Origin of the sequence: Alistipes finegoldii DSM 17242, from assembly GCF_000265365.1 — a bacterium.
In the GTDB taxonomy this organism is placed as follows: domain Bacteria; phylum Bacteroidota; class Bacteroidia; order Bacteroidales; family Rikenellaceae; genus Alistipes; species Alistipes finegoldii.
In genome coordinates this window covers 1,336,116-1,352,018 of record NC_018011.1, presented here as the reverse complement: position 1 = coordinate 1,352,018, position 15,903 = coordinate 1,336,116, and the positions used below count along the sequence as shown (strand labels likewise).

Genomic DNA, 15,903 nt, shown 5'->3' with positions numbered 1-15,903 from the left:
AACATTTCAGTTTCACTTGGTTGCGCGCGTCGTTATGTTTCGAAAAGGGCCTCGATCACGGCGTCCGAGATCAGAAACCGCTCCGGGGGAACCGCCAGCCGTCCGCCTGCGTCGCGGAGCGCGCCGCTTTGCAGATAGGGGGCCGCCTCTTCGCGCATCCGCTCCAGCCGTTTCGTGCCGAAACGGGCCGCGACCTCCCGCGTGTCGATTCCTTCGGCGGTTCGGAGCGCCGTCATGACGTACTCGTTGAAACGGTCCCTGTTCGTGAGGAGTTCGCGTTCCGCCGGATCGCCCGCGATGTACCGCTCCACCGAACCTACGTTCCAGTGCCGCTCCTCGCCGTCGAACGAGTGCGCCGCAGGACCGATGCCGAGGTACTTCGCGCCGTGCCAGTACGCCGCGTTGTGGCGGGCGCGGAAGCCCGGAAGGGCGAAATTCGAGACTTCGTAGTGTTCGAATCCCGCTCCGGTCAGCGTGTGGTGGACCGTGAGGAACTCCGTTTCGCTGATCTGCTCGTCCACGGCCCGGAATTCGCCCCGCGCGGCGCGCCGTCCGAAAGCCGTATCGGGTTCGACGGTCAAATGGTATGCCGAAATATGCTGTACGCCGAGCGAAAGGGCCGTATCGAGCGAGCGGCGCAGCGTATCGCCGCCGAAACCCGGCACGCCGAAGATCAGATCGAGGGTGATGTTGCCGAATCCGGCGCGCTGCGCAGCGCGGACCGCTTCGGCCGCCTGCGCGGCCGTGTGGCGGCGGTTCATCAGCTTCAGGCAGTCGTCGTCGAACGACTGTACGCCGATCGAAAGGCGGTCGATGCCCGCTTCGAGCAGCCCGTCGAGGTACTCGGCCGTCAGGTCGTCGGGATTGGCTTCGAGCGTCGTCTCTTCGGCGCCGGAGCAGTCGAAGAGTCGTGCGGCGTGGTCCAGCAGTCCCCTGATCGCTTCGGGCGTGCAGAGCGACGGCGTTCCGCCGCCGAAATAGCGGGTCGTCACCGCTTCGCCGCCCGGATAGCCGCGCCGGTCGTCCAGTTCGCGGTGCATGGCCGCCAGCAGGTCGTCCATGCGCCGCAGGTCGGCGCTTTTGTAAAAGTCGCAGTAGGCGCAGACGCGCTTGCAGAAGGGTATGTGGAAATAGAGTCCGGCCATGGTTACCAAAGTTAAGAAAAAAACGGAGACGGCGGCACATTATTTTCCGATTTTTCCGAAACAGGCCGAAAGCCGGTGCGCTCCGCGTTTTTCGGAGGCTGCCGGATTCGTCCGGCACAACCGGAAATCGCGGCAGCATGTTTGCGGTATGTCCGCAGTTCCTGAGCTGTGCGCGGCTTCGGGCGGAGGAGATACGAAGTTATAAATGAATCATATACGGGTGCCGGAAAAAATAATGTTCTTTTTTTGTGTTTTTCACTGTTAATTTTTTCACAAGTGTAAAAGTTTTTCTACCTTTGTGCGGTTAAAGTCCGCATGCGCGGATTTCGACGGTTAGGTTAAATCTTGGATTTGATGTTTTATTAAAAATAACGATTGCTATGAACAAAATGGATTTGAAAAAGTACGGGATCACGGGTGTGACCGAGATCGTGTACAATCCGTCGTACGACGAACTCTTCCGCGAGGAGACCAAGAAGGGCCTCCGCGGCTTCGAAAAGGGTCAGGAGACCGAAATGGGCGCCGTGAACGTGATGACCGGCGTTTACACCGGCCGTTCGCCCAAAGACAAGTTCTTCGTAATGGACGAGACCACGAAAGATACGATCTGGTGGACTTCCGACGAGTATAAGAACGACAACAAGCCCGTAACCAAGGCGGCTTGGAAAGAGCTGAAGAAGATCGCTTCGCAGGAGCTGTCGGGCAAGAAGCTTTACGTCGTCGATACTTTCTGCGGCGCCAACGAGAACTCGCGTCTGAAGATCCGCTTCATCATGGAGGTGGCTTGGCAGGCGCACTTCGTTAAGAACATGTTCATCCGTCCGACCGACGCCGAACTGGAGAATTACGGCGAGCCCGATTTCGTCGTGCTCAACGCATCGAAGGCCAAGGTCAAGAACTACAAGAAACTCGGTCTGAACTCGGAGACGGCCGTCGTCTTCAACCTCACCGAGAAGATGCAGGTCATCATCAACACGTGGTACGGCGGCGAGATGAAGAAGGGCATGTTCTCCTACATGAACTACCTGCTTCCGCTCAAGGGCATGGCTTCGATGCACTGCTCGGCCAACACCAACGCCAAAGGCGAGACGGCTATCTTCTTCGGTCTGTCGGGAACCGGCAAGACCACGCTTTCGACCGACCCGAAGCGCGAGCTGATCGGCGACGACGAGCACGGCTGGGACGACGACGGCGTATTCAACTTCGAGGGCGGCTGCTACGCCAAGGTTATCAACCTCTCGCAGGAGAACGAGCCCGACATCTGGAACGCCATCCGCCGCAACGCGCTGCTGGAGAACGTGACGGTAGACAAGAAGGGCAAGATCGACTTCTCCGACAAGTCGGTTACGGAGAATACCCGCGTATCGTACCCGATCTTCCACATCGAAAACATCGTGAAGCCCGTATCGAAGGCTCCGGCCGCCAAGAAGGTGATCTTCCTCTCGGCCGACGCATTCGGCGTGCTGCCCCCGGTTTCGATCCTGAACGCCGAGCAGACCAAGTACTACTTCCTCTCCGGATTCACCGCCAAGCTGGCAGGTACCGAGCGCGGCATCACCGAGCCGACTCCGACCTTCTCGGCCTGCTTCGGCGCAGCGTTCCTTTCGCTGCACCCCACCAAGTACGGTGAGGAGCTGGTGAAGAAGATGCAGAAGTCGGGCGCCAAGGCTTACCTCGTGAACACGGGTTGGAACGGCACCGGCAAACGTATCTCGATCAAGGATACGCGCGGTATCATCGACGCCATCCTCGACGGTTCGATCGACAAGGCCGAGACCAAGACGCTGCCCATCTTCGACTTCAAGATCCCGACGGCTCTGCCCGGCGTGGATCCCAAGATCCTCGATCCGCGCGACACCTACAAGAACGCCAAGGATTGGGACGTGAAGGCCGAGGACCTCGCAAACCGCTTCGTAAAGAACTTCGTGAAGTTCACGGGCAACGAGGAAGGCAAGAAGCTCGTAGCTGCCGGCCCGAAGGTTAAGTAATTCCCGATGACTGCGGCGCAGGCCGCGCATCGTCAGAACGCGGAAGCGGGGTATTTTCACCCCGCTTCCGTTTTTTTTGCGCATGTAGTGCGCCGTCCGGATCATGCCGTGCGGCGGAACGGACAGAGTCGGCAAAACCGGCAGCTCCGCAGATTCCGCAGCCCCTCCTCGCAGAGGCAGTGGAACTTGCGGAGTCGGTCGAATTAGCGGAAGAACGGGCAGAACCTGCGGAGTCGGACGTTTCGAAACCGGCGTTTTCTTTCGGAGTGTCGCAGGGCTGTTTTGCCGGCCCGTAACCTGTTCGGACACATCCGGCAAGACGAAACGTCCTGCTCTTTGAGGAGCAGGGCGTTTATGGTTGTCCGTCGTTTGCGGCCGTCTCCCGCAATCCGTGCCGTCTATCTGCAGCAGGAGCTGTCGGTGCGCAGGCGCTTGGGCATGAAAATCCGGTAGCCGATCGAGACGCCGAGCTTGTTGGGATACCACTCCGACGAGCCGTTGAACGGATCGGGGTTCTCCGGCTGCACCGGACGGTGGGGATACATGTCTACCTTGCCGTCGAAACTGTATCCGTTGTAGTGGCTGTCCATCCATGCCCATCCGAAGAAGGCGTCGAGCAGCCACCGCTCCCCGAACTGGTGTTCGTAACCCACGCACAGGCCGATCATCATGCCGTAGCCTTTGCAGTAGCGGTCTTCGAATTTCAGCTTCCAGCCTTCGATATAGGGTTTAGACATGTCGAAAGCCATCATGCCGATATTGGCGCCCAGATACCAGCCCCGGTTGTGCTCCTTGAAGTAGCGGCGGTATTCGCCCATGAAGATGGCGAAGGTCATATGCTTTTGGTTGATCGACTTCCACGGCGAGACCACGATGTCGGTCTGCAGGGTCGATTTGGGGGATATGGCGAATTCCACAGAGGGGTTTACGACGCCGACCAGCGCATAGAGCGCGTTGAGTTTGACGTAGCCCTGCGATGCTGCGTTCTGTATGCCGAACAGCGAAAACAATACGATCAGGACCGAAATCTTGCGGAATGGCTTTTTCATCGGGACGGAATGTTTAGGAGGGGCAAATATATGAAAAAATCCGGCCAATATACGAATCGGGCCGGATTTTCATGCGGATGAAACCGTTTCAGACGGTCATGATCTCCTTCTCTTTCTTCAGGAGCGCTTCGTCGAGCAGCTTAGAGAATTTTTCCAACAGCTTCTGCGACTGGGTTTCGCCGTCCTTCGATTCGTCTTCGGGCATGCCCTCCTTCTGGGCCTTCTTGAATGCCTCGACGGCGTCGCGGCGGGCGTTGCGCAGGCTGATGCGGGCCGTTTCGGCTTCGCCGCGGATCTGCTTCACCAGCTCCTTGCGGCGCTCTTCGGTCAGGGGCGGAATCGTCAGGCGTATCTGCTCGCCGTTGTTCGAGGGGGTCAGGCCGATGTTCGAGTCGATGATGGCTTTTTCCAGCGGGCGGAGCATGTTCTTGTCCCACGGCTGGATCAGGATCGTCTTGGCGTCGGGAACCGTGACGCTGGCCGCGCCCGATACGGGCACCTGCGAGCCGAAGTAATCTACCATGATGCCGTTCAGGGCGTTGGGCGAGGCTTTGCCCGCGCGCACGTTCAGAAGTTCCTCTTCGAGGTGGTCGATAGCCTTCTGCATACGGCCGGAGGCTTCGTTGAGAATCGTTTTGGTATCCATAGTTATTCGAGTGTTTTTTCGATGGTTTTGATCATTTCGTCGAACTCTTCGGGGTCGTACCCTACCGACGCCAGCACGACCTTGCCGTTGCGGTCGATGACGAAATTACGCGGAATGTAGTTCGACGCATAACGGTCGTAGACGGTCTGCGAGGGGTCGAGACCCATCGGGAAGGAGTAGCCGGTCTTTTCGCGGAACGCCGCCACGGTCTGGTGCGTTTCGCCGCGCGAGATGGGCAGGAATACGAAATCGCGGCCTGCGAAACGGTCGATCACGTCGCTCTGCACGCGCGCCAGCTCCTGCCGGCAGGGCGGACACCACGTGGCCCAGAAGTTCAGCAGGACGACCTTGCCTTTCAGTTCGGCGAGGTCGGTTTTGCCGCCGCCGAACATCTCGACCGTGAAGTCGGGGGCTTTGTCGCCGGCCTTCACGAGCGTCGTCGATTCGACGTCGCCTGCCTTTTTGCTGCTGTTGCCGCCGCATGAAGGCAGCAGCAGGATGACGGCGACGATCGCGACGATCAGCGCCAGCATGATCCATAATTGTCTGTTACTCTTTTTTGTCGCCATGTTTTTTCGTTGTTTTGGTTTGTCGGGCACTTTGTCGCACGGAGTCCGGAGTGCCGGCCGGAAGCTCCTATGAAAGCCCGGTTACGAGCGTTCCGATCTGTTCGCCTGCAAGTACTTTGCCCAGATTGCCCGGCGTGTCCATGTCGAAGACGATGATGCCGAGTCCGTTCTCGCGGCAAAGGGTGAACGCCGTGAGGTCCATGACTTTCAGCCTGCGGTCGAGCACCTCCTCGAACGTGATCCGGTCGAACTTCACGGCCGTCGGGTCCTTTTCGGGGTCGGCCGTGTAAACGCCGTCCACGCGGGTGCCTTTGAGCATCACGTCGGCTTCGATCTCGATGCCGCGCAGCGCCGACGCCGAGTCGGTCGTGAAATAGGGATTCGACGTGCCGCCGCCGATAATCACCACATAGCCCGCTTCGAGGTACTCGATGGCACGGGCCTTGGAGTAGTATTCGCCGATGGGTTCCATGCGGATCGAAGTCAGTACCTTGGCCTTCACGCCGTTGTCCTCCAGTGCCGACTGCAGCGCCAGCGAGTTGATGATCGTGGCCAGCATGCCCATCTGGTCGCCCTTCACGCGGTCGAAGCCCTTCTTGGCGCCGGTGAGTCCGCGGAAGATGTTGCCGCCGCCGATGACGATGCCGATCTGGACGCCCGTTCCGGCGGCCGCCTTGATCTGTTCGGCGTAGGACTGGAGCACTTCGGGCGAGAGTCCGTATTTCTGCGAACCTTGCAGCGATTCGCCGCTCAGTTTGAGGAGTATTCTCTTGTATTTCATGTTGCAATGGATTTACCGTAACGCGAAGATAGAAATTTTTTCGAAAAAAACCGGCATCAATGACTATCTTTACAGAAAATAGACGCCCTCCGGACCGTGTCCGAACAAATTCGGCGCGGTGTCCGGTGCGCACGCTTTTCGACGCCGTTCCGGAAAGGCTGCGTCCGGCCAAAAGGCGGACGGGCTTGCTTTTGTGCCCTGCTTGCATTATCTTTGTCTCGCCATGACGCCGGAAGAATACAGACTGCTTCTACATATCGATTCGCCGGAGGACCTCAAAAGGCTCTCCGCGGAGGAGTTGCGCGCTTACTGCGACGAGTTGCGACGCTATATCGTCGACGAATGTTCGGTAAATCCCGGACACCTCGCGTCGAGTCTGGGGGCTGTGGAGCTGGCCGCCGCCCTGCATTATGTCTTCGACACGCCCGCCGATAAGATCGTGTGGGACGTGGGGCACCAGACCTATGCCCACAAGATCATCACGGGCCGCCGCGAAGCGTTCAAAACCAAGCGCCGGCTGGGGGGCATCAGCGGCTTCCCGCGCATGTCCGAGAGCGAATACGACGCTTTCGGCGGGGGACACGCCTCGGTGTCGATCTCGGCGGCCTTCGGCATGGCCAAGGCGGCCGAACTGCGGGGCGAGAAGTATCGGGTCGTGGCGGTCATCGGCGACGGTTCGATGACCGGCGGGCTGGCCTTCGAAGGGCTGAACAACGCCGGGGCCAGCAAGCGCACCAACCTGCTGGTGATTCTGAACGACAACAACATGGCGATCGATCAGGCCACGGGCGCGCTGAAAAACTACCTGCTCAAGATTTCGACTTCGGTCCACTACAACCGCTTCAAGCAACGGTTGTGGGGCATCCTTTCGCATACGCCGCGCCTGCTGCGTCTCTGCCAGAAGGCGGGCAACGCCGTCAAGCAGGGGCTGCTCAACAAGAGCAATCTGTTCGAAAGTCTCAATTTCCGCTATTTCGGACCCGTGGACGGCCACAACCTCAAGGAATTGGTGCGGACGCTTCGCGCGCTGCGCGATATCGAAGGACCCAAACTGCTGCACGTCATGACCGTAAAGGGCAAGGGCTACCTGCCCGCCGAGCACAACCAGCCCGTCTGGCATGCGCCGGGGCGGTTCAATCCCGATACGGGCGAGCGGATTTCGTCGCCGGGTTCGGCGTCGCGCTATCAGGACGTGTTCGGCGAGACGCTCGTCGAACTTGCCGAACGCGACAGCCGCGTCGTGGGCGTCACGCCCGCCATGCCGTCGGGCTGCTCGATGAATCTGCTGATGCAGGCCATGCCGTCGCGCTGTTTCGACGTGGGCATCGCCGAGGGGCATGCCGTGACTTTCTCGGCGGGACTCGCCGCCGCGGGCATGGTGCCCTTCTGCAATATCTATTCGACCTTCATGCAGCGGGCTTACGACAATGTGATCCACGACGTCGCCATTCAGGACCTTCCGGTGGTGATGTGTCTCGACCGGGGCGGTCTGGTCGGCGAGGACGGCGTGACGCATCACGGAGTCTTCGACATGGCGGCCTTCGGCTGCGTGCCGACACTGGCGATCGCCGCGCCGATGGACGAGCTGGAACTGCGCGGCATGATGTATACGGGACTGCAGTACGGCCATCCCTTCATGATCCGCTATCCCCGCGGCTGCGGCGAAGGCCGGATGTGGCGCGGTGCGCGGTTCGAAACCCTGCCCGTGGGCCGGGGACGCAAGCTCCGCGACGGAGCGGATGTGGCGCTGGTGACCGTCGGGACGGTCGGCAACGCCGCCGCACGCGCCGCCGCACGCGCCGCCGAAGAAGGGGTGAGCGCAGCCCATTACGACCTGCGCTTCGCCAAACCTCTCGACGAGGAACTGCTCCTCGAAGTGGGTGCGAAGTTCCGCCGCGTGGTGACGGTCGAGGACGGCGCCCTGCGCGGAGGCGTCGGCGAAGCCGTCGCGGCATTTTTCAATGCACGCGGGCTGGACGTTTCGGTGCGTTCGCTGGGCATCGGCGACGAGTGGGTCGAACACGGAACTCCGGCTCAGCTCTATGCCCTCTGCGGCTATGACGAGGAGGGTATTCTGAAAGCCCTGCTCGAAACGAAACAGGCGCCGGTCTGCGCCGAATAATATCCGGACTCCTTACATCGTAAACACCCAGTCGTCGGCTTTGCTGAGCGTCGGATTCAGCCGGAAACCCTCCCACTCGAACGCTTTCAGCTGCTGCGGATCGCCGATGCGGTTTTTGAGGATATGACGGGTCATTTCGCCGCGGCACATTTTCGTATAGACCACGACGGTTTTCAGCCGGTCGTCTTCGCGGATGCGGAATTCGGGGGTGACGACCCGCACTTCGCGGCAGATGCGCTTCCAGTCGAACAGCCGCTTCATCTCACTGCTGGCCAGATTGACCAGTATGCCGTCGTCGGCCTTGATCTTCTCCAGAAAGGCGTCCGTCAGTTTGTCCTGCCAATATTCGAAAACCGTCTGCTCGCCGTGGCCGGGCAGTACGGCGTCGCCTTCGAGCCGGTAGGTGCGGATCGCGTCCAGCGGGCGGAGCAGTCCGTAAAGGAACGAGGTGATGTTGAGGTGCGCCTGCGCATATTCGAAATCCCCGGCCGTGAAATCCGCCGGAGCGATCCGTTTGAACACGATGCCCGTGTAGGCCGCCAGCGCCGGCAGCGCCCTCTCCGCATCGTCGTGGAAGCGGCTGTAGCGGAGCCGGTTCGTCGCGGCGATCCGATGGTTTACGCGCAGGATTTTCGCCAGCTCTTCGGTGGAGAGCGTCGCCAGCTGTCCGGCCAACTCCCCGGCCTGCGCGCCGTAAAGGGGCGAAGTGGTGCGGGGTATCGGCAGGGAGGTGCTTTCGGCCATCGTTTTGGCGCAGGAGAGGAGTATTTGCATGATTTGTCAGTTGTTGTCGCCCGTCTGCTCCGGAAAGCGGGTGAACGGGACGAAGGGCGTCACCGTAAAATCGGCGGTGAGCAGGTAGTTGCGGTGCGGATTTTCCATGTAAACGTTTTTGCAGATGCGGTAACGGGCGTATACGGACGGATAGACGCGCGGCGCGAGCCGGGCCGTGAAGCCGTAGGCGTACTCTTTCGTCTGCCGGGCGTCGCCGGGGACGGGAAATTGCGGGCGGCCGATGCCGATCAGCAGGGAGTTCCATGCGTCGGCGCCCGGCAGTGTTTCCCACCGGCCGTTTTGGAACCTGCAAACGGTGTAGTCCGTCCCGAAATAGACGGTCGAATCGCCTCGGTAGCGGATCGTAAGCCGTACGCAGTCGGTCTCCGCAGGGTAGAAGGCGTATTCGGCGTCCATGCTCAGTCCGTCGGGCGGCGGCGTGCCTTCGGGGGCGGGCGGATAGGGCGTCGTGTCGGGATCGAACCCTTCGAGCCGGATCAGGGGGCTGTCGTGCACGTAACGGCGGAAGCGGGCTTTCATCGCCGAGTCGGCCCGGAGCAGACGGACGCGGACGATCCCCTCGGTTTCGTCGGTCCCGGACGACCGGACGGCGTCGGCGACGCTTGCGATTTCCTTGGGCGCAGATGTGCGGGCGGCGTTCGCGATTCCGTCGAATGCTTCGCGCTCCGGTGTGCAGGCGGCGAATCCCCGGTCGGTCGTGCGCAGGATGTCGAGACGGCGCCACACGCTGTCCTGCAGTTCGCCCAGTTCGCGCGCCGTGGGACGGCGCTGGGCGGTCGCCGTACAACCGGCAACGAGCAACAGCGATAACAGGAGCAGTCTCATCGTCAGGCGGGTTATGCTACCGAACAGGGGATGCCGAGCGCTTCGACGCGGGCGGCGATGGCCTGCAGCTCCTCGCGCGGAACCTTTTCGAGCGTCCGGCACGGGGTGTCGCGGTCGAGCGAGTAGACCATGACCTGCCGCGGCCGGATCTCTTCGATCAGCCGCAGCCACGCCGAGACCTCCTCTTCGGTCGTGTTGTCTGTTTTCTGTCCGTCGCATTCGCCGCGCAGGAACATGGTCTGCACGGTCAGGCGTCCGTCGAAGCCCTTCATCTGCTCCACGACGCCGCGGACGGTGTAGGCGGGGCTTTGGGGGTTGTTCATCAGACGCGCCGTAGCGTCGAACGCCGAGTCGAGCTTGAGGATGTTGTTGTCCACCCGCAGCAGGGCGCGGCGCACCTCTTCGCGGTGGAGCTGGGTGGCGTTCGAGAGCACCGAGACTTTGGCCGACGGGCACAATGCGTCGCGCAGGGCGATCGTATCGCCGATCACCGCTTCGAATTCGGGATGCAGGGTCGGCTCGCCGTTGCCGGCGAAGGTGATGACGTCGGGCGGCGTGCCGTCCGCCACCATGCGGCGCAGCGTCGCTTCGAGCTGCGTGCGGACATCTTCGCGGGCGTTGAATCGCCGTCCGCCGGGGTGTTCGGCGTTCCAGCCGCATTCGCAGTAGATGCAGTCGAACGAGCAGAGTTTCGAATCGGTCGGCAGGAGGTTCACCCCCAGCGAAAGGCCCAGCCGCCGTGAGTGCACCGGGCCGAAAATGATGTCGTGAAATAGTGATGTCATAATGCAAAAATACAAAATCGTTCGGAATTATAAATTTATGGCATTTTTAAAAATTATCATTGATTTTGTTTTTTCTTTTTGAAAAAATTGTAACATATCATTATTCCAAATACAATAATCGTAATTATACCTATTATTGGGAGGTCTTCTTCTGGTATGTCATATTCCGAAAGGATTATGCTAAAAAGGAATATAATAACTAATATTAGGCATCCCATATTCATTGATTGTAAAAAGCAACCTTCTGTTTTGGGAAAGAAGCTGTGATTACTAATTTGATATCCGCATTTGGGGCAGTGAGATGCCTGATCTGAAATGCTATTCCCACATTCTGGACAATTGATTAGTGCCATAATTAAAAAATCTATTTTGTTATAGTTAGTCGATAATATGTATAATGTTTTTCGTAATACTTGCTTTTGATTTTTTCTTGAGATAAATTGACTGTATATGTTGAAAATGTCCAGTGAAATGAATTTAGGGGTGGTTGCGAACCTAATATTTTAGATATATGATTTTTGAGTAGAATAATATTTGATGTTTGAACTAATATTGTATCATCATATAATGGTTCGATTAACATCGATAAAGTATGTAATTTATTATTGACAAATTTGGGTTGAATATCAAAGATTATGGAAAACGATTGTGTGCTAGTAAAATTGCCAACTGAATTATCATGAACGGTTATGTTCTGGGTTTCAAACCAATGCATGCAATATGTGTTGTTATCCCATATCGACATTTTGCCACTGTTCTTATATTGTTTGATAAGTGAATTATATTCTAATTTAGACATTCCAAGATGAAATCCGAGAAGAATATTTGGTGAAATTGTAGATATTCTATCTTCTTGTTGAGTGTTTTGTTTTGACTCTGCGTTTTGTTGTGTTGGTATTTTTTTTTGTTTGTTTTGTGCAGAAAAAATAGTGATGGCACTCCCAATTATACAGCCACCCAAAAGGAATAAGAGGATTTTATTCATAAGATTGTTTTTTTGCGAGACCGCTGACTCCTTTACGATCATTTGTTAAAAAAAGAAGTGTGGAGTCTATTGCCTATCTGTTAGGAGGTTCTGGTAAACCTTGAGTCAAATAAACAATACTCCACACCTGCGAGTATGGAATATTGTTTCGCATACGATTGCAAGTGAATGAGTGTTATTGTTTTTCTTGACTCTATGAAATTTACCAGATTTCCTAACAAGAATAAAAGCAAAACACTTTCATCAAAATATGTCTGTCTATGAAGACAACACAAAGATACGAATTATTTGTTAATGATGCATATGAATTGAAAAAGCTAAGTAATTTTCCTATCTTTACAAAAATCATTCTCCTATGAAATTCAGGTTCGGACTGCTGCCGCGCGTCGTACTGGCCATCGGGCTGGGCGTGGGATGCGGCTTTTTCTTTCCCGAATGGGCGACGCGCATCGCGCTGACGTTCAACGATATTTTCGGACAGTTCCTCTCGTTCGTCATTCCGCTGCTGATCCTCGGTCTGGTGGCGCCGGGCATCGCCGATCTGGGGAAGAACGCCGGGTGGCTGCTGGCCGTCACGGCGGCGCTGGCCTATGCCTTCACGCTTTTTTCGGGCTTCGGAACCTATTTGGTGGGGCGGGCGGTCTTTCCCGCGCTGCTCGAAGGCTCGCAGGCCGTGCTGCCCGACGATGCGGGCGCGGCGCTTACGCCCTATTTCACGGTTCAGATGCCGCCGCTGTTCGGCGTCATGTCGGCGCTGGTGCTGGCCTTCGTGCTCGGACTGGGCATGGCCTATACCCATAGCGTGAAGTTCAAGGGGGTGATGGACGAATTCAAGGGGATTATCGAACGCGTGATCGGCAGCGTCATCATTCCGTTGCTGCCGTTCTATATCTTCGGCATTTTCCTCTCGATGACCCGGTCGGGGCAGGTCGCGGGCGTGCTGGGCGTCTTCGTGAAGCTGATCGCGGTGATCTTCTGCATGACCGTCGTGCTGCTGCTCGTGCAGTTCTCCGTCGCCGGACTCGCGGCGCGCAAAAATCCGCTACGGATGCTCCGCACGATGCTTGCGGCTTACGTCACGGCGCTCGGAACGCAGTCTTCGGCCGCCACGATCCCCGTGACGCTGGCGCAGACCCTGAAACTCGGCGTGCGGCCCGAAATCGCGTCGTTCGTCGTGCCGCTCTGCGCGACGATCCACCTCTCCGGTTCGATGATGAAGATCGTCGCCTGCGCGCTGGCCGTGTCGATGATCGCCGGACTGGAGCTGCCGGCCGGAACGTTCGTGGGATTCATCCTGCTGCTGGCCGTGACGATGATCGCGGCTCCGGGGGTGCCGGGCGGGGCGATCATGGCCGCGCTGGGACTGCTGGAGTCGATGCTGGGATTCGACGAAACGCTCGCCGGACTGATGATCGCCACCTATATCGCCATGGACAGTTTCGGCACGGCGACCAACGTCACGGGCGACGGCGCCGTGGCGGTGATCGTCGATGCGATCGACCGGCGGCGCTGAAAACCGTTCCGGGGCCGCCGAAAGCGGCCTTTTTTCTTTTTATACCTGTGTAAATAAGTATAAATGCGTACCCGTGCCGAATAAAAAACGGCTAATTTTGATGGCTAAAAAGGTTTTTTTGTACTTTTGCGCGTCCGGAACGGAAACTAACATTAAATTATATACATTATGGTTGATATTTTTGCACGCCTTGAAAAAAATGCAGGCGGACCTATCGGTCAGTACATGTCGTACGCCCACGGATATTTCGCGTTCCCCAAACTGGAGGGCGAGATCGGTCCCCACATGGTTTTCCGGGGCAAAAAGATGCTCAACTGGAGTCTGAACAACTACCTCGGTCTGGCAAACCATCCTGAGGTGCGCAAGGCCGACGCCGAAGGCGCAGCCAAATTCGGTATGGCGGCCCCGATGGGCGCCCGTATGATGAGCGGTCAGACCGTTTATCACGAACAGCTCGAACGCGAGCTGGCCGAGTTCGTCGGCAAGGAGGACGCTTTCCTGCTCAACTTCGGTTATCAGGGCATGATCTCGATTATCGACTGCCTGCTGACGCCGCGCGACGTGGTTGTCTACGACGCCGAGGCGCATGCCTGCATTATCGACGGTCTGCGTCTGCACAAGGGCAAGCGTTTCGTGTACGGACACAACGACATGGATTCGCTGCGTCTCCAGCTGCAGCATGCCACGGACCTCGCCGAGGAGCAGAAGGGCGGCGTGCTCGTGATTACCGAAGGTGTCTTCGGCATGAAGGGCGATCTGGGCAAACTCGACGAGATCGTGGCGCTGAAGAAGGATTTCCAGTTCCGTCTGCTGGTGGACGACGCGCACGGCTTCGGTACGATGGGCGAGGGCGGCCGCGGTACGGCTTCGCATTTCGGCGTGACCGACGGCGTGGACGTGCTGTTCAACACTTTCGCCAAGTCGATGGCCGGTATCGGCGCATTCGTCTGCGGTCCCCGCTGGCTGGTGAACCTGCTGCGTTACAACATGCGTTCGCAGCTCTACGCCAAGTCGCTCCCGATGCCGATGGTCATGGGCGCGCTGAAGCGTCTGGAGCTGATCCGCAACCATCCCGAATATCAGCAGAAGCTGTGGGAGATCGTCCGCGCGCTCCAGAACGGCCTGAAGGAAAACGGATTCGAGATCGGCGTGACCAACTCGCCCGTAACCCCCGTCTTTATGAAGGGCGGTATCCCCGAAGCGACGAACCTGATCGTCGATCTGCGCGAGAACCACGGTATTTTCTGCTCGATCGTAATCTATCCGGTGATCCCGAAGGGCGAGATCATCCTGCGCGTGATCCCCACCGCAGCCCATACGCTCGACGACGTGAACTATACGATCGCGGCGTTCAAGTCGGTGCGCGACAAGCTCGAAGGCGGCATTTATGCCCAGATGCCGATTCCGGTTCGCGCCGACGAAGGCTTCAAGGTCCGCTAATCGGGATTCGCTCTGAGGGCGATCCGTATATAGATAAGGCTGCCATTTCCGGCAGCCTTATTTTTGTTGCCGTTCGCTGCGGGGCGTTGGCGCCGGGCATGCCTGCGCGATCGCATCTGCACCGGCGTTTCTTTTTTTGCGTTTCGGGCGGCGCAAGAGTAATTTTGCGACAAAATTCGCCGGAAAATTTTGCAGAATAAATTTTTCGGTTTATATTTGCAGTCCCGAAACGCAGGTTTCGAAGCCCGGAGCCGAGGTGCGGATGCAGTTGTCCCGCCCGTCCGAAAACGATAATTGCGGAAATAGCTCAGTTGGTAGAGCGCAACCTTGCCAAGGTTGAGGTCGCGGGTCCGAGTCCCGTTTTCCGCTCTCGGTAAGTGGTTGATAATCAGTCGATTATCAACCACTTTTCTTTTTTTCGGAAAATACGGAAGACGGGCGAGGTGTTCGCCGCGGCAAACTGAACGACGGTAATAGAATAAAACAAGCTGGGCATTGGAGTTATAAACGGCTCTGCATCATCTTATAGGGATTTTTGGTCATTCAACATCCAATGAATCGAAAAATTCTTCAAATGAAATATTATAATATTTACAAAGATCGGAAAAAGTTCCCATTGTAATATTTGAATAACCTGACTCTATACGACCGATATGTATCCCGATGTCACGATAAATTTCTATTTGTGACAACCCCTTAGCTTTTCGCAGTTCACTAAATCTCTTTGCGACTGCTTTCATTAATGTTTCGTTATGCCGCTGACTATCCATACCATATTTAGGGGGTCAAGGATTTTCTACTCCCTTGAAAAATTCTTTTATAGAAATGTTGTAATAATCACAAAGATCTGAAAGAGTGGTCAATGTAAGGTTATATTCACCACGCTCAATCATATCCATATCTATTCCCGTATGGATATAAACTTTCTGTTGAGACAGTCCTCTTGCTTCGCGTAACTTTACCAGCTTTTCACCGATAATGGCAAGCAATATGTCGTTACGCCTTTGTTTTTTCATAAAACAAAGGACCCGAATAATGACATATTCTTATTTCATGTATTTGTCATTGTCGAAAGATTGTTATATATTTGTAGCGAACTGAGTAAATACACAAAGCAGACCAATTCTAAACAAAGGAAATTATGTTATCTTTGCAGTCGTATAGCTCGGCATAGCCGACGGACATAACTATAAAGGGTAAACAACTCTTTATACCTAACGACAAACATAGGAACCTCTTTCGGGAGGGTTTGAATCAGGT

General features: G+C 56.7%; 16 protein-coding genes and 1 tRNA gene. 5 read left to right on the top strand and 12 right to left on the bottom strand.

The features are described from left to right. Positions 1–32 precede the first annotated feature (32 nt). Positions 33–1,145: a radical SAM family heme chaperone HemW gene (hemW, locus tag ALFI_RS06045; RefSeq protein ID WP_014775169.1), complete on the bottom strand. Its 1,113-nt coding sequence runs from the start codon at positions 1,143–1,145 to the stop codon at positions 33–35. Between the two features lie 380 nt (positions 1,146–1,525). Between hemW and pckA the strand changes: the two genes are divergently transcribed. Beyond that, on the top strand, positions 1,526–3,133 hold the full coding sequence (gene pckA / locus ALFI_RS06035; protein WP_014775168.1) for a phosphoenolpyruvate carboxykinase (ATP): 1,608 nt from the start codon (positions 1,526–1,528) through the stop codon (positions 3,131–3,133). A 398-nt stretch (positions 3,134–3,531) separates the two neighbouring features. Here pckA and ALFI_RS06030 read toward each other — a convergent pair whose 3' ends face one another. The 4 genes from ALFI_RS06030 to pyrH form a co-directional block, all read right to left on the bottom strand. Continuing rightward, entirely contained in the window at positions 3,532–4,182 is a 651-nt protein-coding gene (locus ALFI_RS06030; RefSeq protein ID WP_014775167.1) for a DUF3575 domain-containing protein, read from the bottom strand. Between the two features lie 88 nt (positions 4,183–4,270). Next, positions 4,271–4,828 (bottom strand): ribosome recycling factor, encoded by a 558-nt coding sequence (gene frr / locus ALFI_RS06025; RefSeq protein WP_014775166.1) that lies wholly within the window; start codon positions 4,826–4,828, stop codon positions 4,271–4,273. Between the two features lie 2 nt (positions 4,829–4,830). Further along, positions 4,831–5,397, bottom strand: coding sequence for a TlpA family protein disulfide reductase (locus ALFI_RS06020; RefSeq protein WP_009597530.1), 567 nt, complete (start codon positions 5,395–5,397; stop codon positions 4,831–4,833). Between the two features lie 67 nt (positions 5,398–5,464). Further along, positions 5,465–6,178, bottom strand: a complete 714-nt coding sequence (gene pyrH / locus ALFI_RS06015) for a UMP kinase (protein ID WP_009597522.1) — start codon at positions 6,176–6,178, stop codon at positions 5,465–5,467. Positions 6,179–6,401: 223 nt separating this feature from the next. Between pyrH and dxs the strand changes: the two genes are divergently transcribed. Then, on the top strand, positions 6,402–8,300 hold the full coding sequence (gene dxs / locus ALFI_RS06010; RefSeq protein WP_009597526.1) for a 1-deoxy-D-xylulose-5-phosphate synthase: 1,899 nt from the start codon (positions 6,402–6,404) through the stop codon (positions 8,298–8,300). Positions 8,301–8,312: 12 nt separating this feature from the next. Here the strand turns inward: dxs and ALFI_RS06005 are convergent, their stop codons facing one another. Genes ALFI_RS06005 through ALFI_RS16500 form a run of 5 tightly spaced genes read right to left on the bottom strand, consistent with a single transcriptional unit; the run spans position 8,313 to position 11,690 of the window. Then, entirely contained in the window at positions 8,313–9,074 is a 762-nt protein-coding gene (locus tag ALFI_RS06005; RefSeq protein WP_014775165.1) for a YaaA family protein, read from the bottom strand. A gap of 6 nt (positions 9,075–9,080) precedes the next feature. Then, positions 9,081–9,920 carry an immunoglobulin-like domain-containing protein gene (locus ALFI_RS06000; protein ID WP_014775164.1) on the bottom strand — a complete coding sequence of 280 codons (840 nt, stop codon included), beginning with the start codon at positions 9,918–9,920 and terminating at the stop codon, positions 9,081–9,083. Between the two features lie 11 nt (positions 9,921–9,931). Then, positions 9,932–10,705: a radical SAM protein gene (locus ALFI_RS05995; RefSeq protein WP_014775163.1), complete on the bottom strand. Its 774-nt coding sequence runs from the start codon at positions 10,703–10,705 to the stop codon at positions 9,932–9,934. Between the two features lie 56 nt (positions 10,706–10,761). Then, the gene (locus tag ALFI_RS17775) at positions 10,762–11,058 is read right to left on the bottom strand and encodes a zinc ribbon domain-containing protein (protein ID WP_081488088.1); all 297 of its coding nucleotides are present in this window, start codon (positions 11,056–11,058) and stop codon (positions 10,762–10,764) included. A gap of 11 nt (positions 11,059–11,069) precedes the next feature. Then, positions 11,070–11,690 (bottom strand): hypothetical protein, encoded by a 621-nt coding sequence (locus tag ALFI_RS16500; protein WP_014775162.1) that lies wholly within the window; start codon positions 11,688–11,690, stop codon positions 11,070–11,072. Between the two features lie 355 nt (positions 11,691–12,045). Between ALFI_RS16500 and ALFI_RS05990 the strand changes: the two genes are divergently transcribed. From ALFI_RS05990 to ALFI_RS05980, 3 genes are all read left to right on the top strand, one after another. Next, positions 12,046–13,203, top strand: a complete 1,158-nt coding sequence (locus ALFI_RS05990) for a dicarboxylate/amino acid:cation symporter (protein ID WP_014775161.1) — start codon at positions 12,046–12,048, stop codon at positions 13,201–13,203. Positions 13,204–13,371: 168 nt separating this feature from the next. Further along, positions 13,372–14,643 (top strand): aminotransferase class I/II-fold pyridoxal phosphate-dependent enzyme, encoded by a 1,272-nt coding sequence (locus ALFI_RS05985; RefSeq protein ID WP_009597504.1) that lies wholly within the window; start codon positions 13,372–13,374, stop codon positions 14,641–14,643. Positions 14,644–14,939: 296 nt separating this feature from the next. Next, positions 14,940–15,012: transfer RNA gene (locus ALFI_RS05980), tRNA-Gly, on the top strand. 170 nt (positions 15,013–15,182) lie between these two features. Here ALFI_RS05980 and ALFI_RS16495 read toward each other — a convergent pair. Both ALFI_RS16495 and ALFI_RS05975 read right to left on the bottom strand, forming a co-directional pair. Next, the gene (locus ALFI_RS16495; RefSeq protein ID WP_244265017.1) at positions 15,183–15,383 is read right to left on the bottom strand and encodes a helix-turn-helix domain-containing protein; all 201 of its coding nucleotides are present in this window, start codon (positions 15,381–15,383) and stop codon (positions 15,183–15,185) included. Between the two features lie 45 nt (positions 15,384–15,428). Then, positions 15,429–15,659, bottom strand: coding sequence for a helix-turn-helix domain-containing protein (locus ALFI_RS05975; RefSeq protein ID WP_014775159.1), 231 nt, complete (start codon positions 15,657–15,659; stop codon positions 15,429–15,431). Between the last annotated feature and the right edge of the window lie 244 nt (positions 15,660–15,903).

Excerpts from the sequence above, each read along its gene's own strand:
- hemW (WP_014775169.1), bottom strand. The coding sequence starts at position 1,145 with ATGGCCGGACTCTATTTCCACATACCCTTCTGCAAGCGCGTCTGCGCC.
- pckA (WP_014775168.1), top strand. The coding sequence starts at position 1,526 with ATGAACAAAATGGATTTGAAAAAGTACGGGATCACGGGTGTGACCGAG.
- ALFI_RS06030 (WP_014775167.1), bottom strand. The coding sequence starts at position 4,182 with ATGAAAAAGCCATTCCGCAAGATTTCGGTCCTGATCGTATTGTTTTCG.
- frr (WP_014775166.1), bottom strand. The coding sequence starts at position 4,828 with ATGGATACCAAAACGATTCTCAACGAAGCCTCCGGCCGTATGCAGAAG.
- ALFI_RS06020 (WP_009597530.1), bottom strand. The coding sequence starts at position 5,397 with ATGGCGACAAAAAAGAGTAACAGACAATTATGGATCATGCTGGCGCTG.
- pyrH (WP_009597522.1), bottom strand. The coding sequence starts at position 6,178 with ATGAAATACAAGAGAATACTCCTCAAACTGAGCGGCGAATCGCTGCAA.
- dxs (WP_009597526.1), top strand. The coding sequence starts at position 6,402 with ATGACGCCGGAAGAATACAGACTGCTTCTACATATCGATTCGCCGGAG.
- ALFI_RS06005 (WP_014775165.1), bottom strand. The coding sequence starts at position 9,074 with ATGCAAATACTCCTCTCCTGCGCCAAAACGATGGCCGAAAGCACCTCC.
- ALFI_RS06000 (WP_014775164.1), bottom strand. The coding sequence starts at position 9,920 with ATGAGACTGCTCCTGTTATCGCTGTTGCTCGTTGCCGGTTGTACGGCG.
- ALFI_RS05995 (WP_014775163.1), bottom strand. The coding sequence starts at position 10,705 with ATGACATCACTATTTCACGACATCATTTTCGGCCCGGTGCACTCACGG.
- ALFI_RS17775 (WP_081488088.1), bottom strand. The coding sequence starts at position 11,058 with ATGGCACTAATCAATTGTCCAGAATGTGGGAATAGCATTTCAGATCAG.
- ALFI_RS16500 (WP_014775162.1), bottom strand. The coding sequence starts at position 11,690 with ATGAATAAAATCCTCTTATTCCTTTTGGGTGGCTGTATAATTGGGAGT.
- ALFI_RS05990 (WP_014775161.1), top strand. The coding sequence starts at position 12,046 with ATGAAATTCAGGTTCGGACTGCTGCCGCGCGTCGTACTGGCCATCGGG.
- ALFI_RS05985 (WP_009597504.1), top strand. The coding sequence starts at position 13,372 with ATGGTTGATATTTTTGCACGCCTTGAAAAAAATGCAGGCGGACCTATC.
- ALFI_RS16495 (WP_244265017.1), bottom strand. The coding sequence starts at position 15,383 with ATGAAAGCAGTCGCAAAGAGATTTAGTGAACTGCGAAAAGCTAAGGGG.
- ALFI_RS05975 (WP_014775159.1), bottom strand. The coding sequence starts at position 15,659 with ATGAAAAAACAAAGGCGTAACGACATATTGCTTGCCATTATCGGTGAA.